This window comes from Mesorhizobium sp. M0045 (assembly GCF_040323385.1).
Classification (GTDB): domain Bacteria; phylum Pseudomonadota; class Alphaproteobacteria; order Rhizobiales; family Rhizobiaceae; genus Mesorhizobium.
This window is the reverse complement of sequence record NZ_JAMYUY010000075.1, coordinates 1-521: the sequence shown is the minus strand read 5'-3', so window position 1 is coordinate 521 and position 521 is coordinate 1. Positions and strand designations below refer to the sequence as shown.

The following is a 521-nucleotide window of genomic DNA, read 5'->3' as shown; positions in this document are numbered from 1 at the left end:
TGATGCGCTCGATGGCAATGCCGAGCCTCAACCACCAGACCGACAGCTTCGACAGATTGTAGAGGCCGTTGGGGCTGGCGAAGGGACCCCGTTGTCGCTTCGAATGGCGAGCGGCAGGCCGCGTTCCCTGAACAGCCGGACGAAGGCCTCGATGACCGGCGCTTCCCGTGTCGCTTCAAGCGCTTCGGCGAGAAGCAGGTAGCGCGAGGCCTGGTCGGTCACCGTCAGGGGGTAACAGTAGCGACCGTTGCCGAGCTTGAACTCGCCCTTGAAGTCAGCGCACCACAGATCGTTGGGGACGGCGGCCTGCGACAGCGGCGTGCCCATGGCCTTGTTCGCCCGGTTCCTCTTGCGGGCCTGGCTCACAAGGCCGCGGCGGTCGAGCACGGCATGCACCGTGCTCTTGGCCGGGATGCGCACATCGCCGGCGAGCTTTCTGATCAGCAGCTCCCTGATCTTCCTGGCGCCCCAGTGCGGCTTGTCGCGCTTGCTCTCGACGATCAGCCGCTCGATCTGCTCGG

General features: G+C 65.8%; 1 pseudogene. It reads right to left on the bottom strand.

What is annotated here, in order from left to right:
* Positions 1-521 (bottom strand): annotated as a pseudogene (locus NKJ72_RS30935) (DDE-type integrase/transposase/recombinase); the annotation flags it as partial.